The organism is Faecalibacterium sp. DFI.5.82, from assembly GCF_029076575.1.
Classification (GTDB): Bacteria; Bacillota; Clostridia; order Oscillospirales; family Ruminococcaceae; genus Faecalibacterium; species Faecalibacterium duncaniae.
This window is the reverse complement of the sequence record NZ_JARFIS010000797.1, coordinates 1-299: the sequence shown is the minus strand read 5'-3', so window position 1 is coordinate 299 and position 299 is coordinate 1. Positions and strand designations below refer to the sequence as shown.

The window sequence follows — 299 nt, the reverse complement described above, 5'->3', positions numbered from 1 at the left end:
CCTCCCTGTATAAGATAGGATTTAAGAGAATGTTACGACATCGTTCTGCGGCTTTTCGGCGGGCTCCACAGACATGGCGGTCAGCACCGGGCCTTTGCCGCGGTAGATGTTGTGGAACTTGTAATTGACCTTGGCGGTCACAGTGACCCAGGCGCGCTGCTCCAGTGCCTTGTAGCCATCATAGCTGCAGGGGAAGCCCACGAACTGGATATCCTGCACGCAGCAGGTCTGCCAGACCAACCGCGCGGGCAAAAACAGCTTTGTGCCCGGCCGTTTTGCAATGACCTGCTGCGTGCAGG

1 pseudogene is annotated in these 299 nt (G+C 57.5%); it reads right to left on the bottom strand.

The features are described 5' to 3' along the window. Nucleotides 1-21 precede the first annotated feature (21 nt). Nucleotides 22-299 (bottom strand): annotated as a pseudogene (locus P0G09_RS18950) (outer membrane insertion C- signal); the annotation flags it as partial.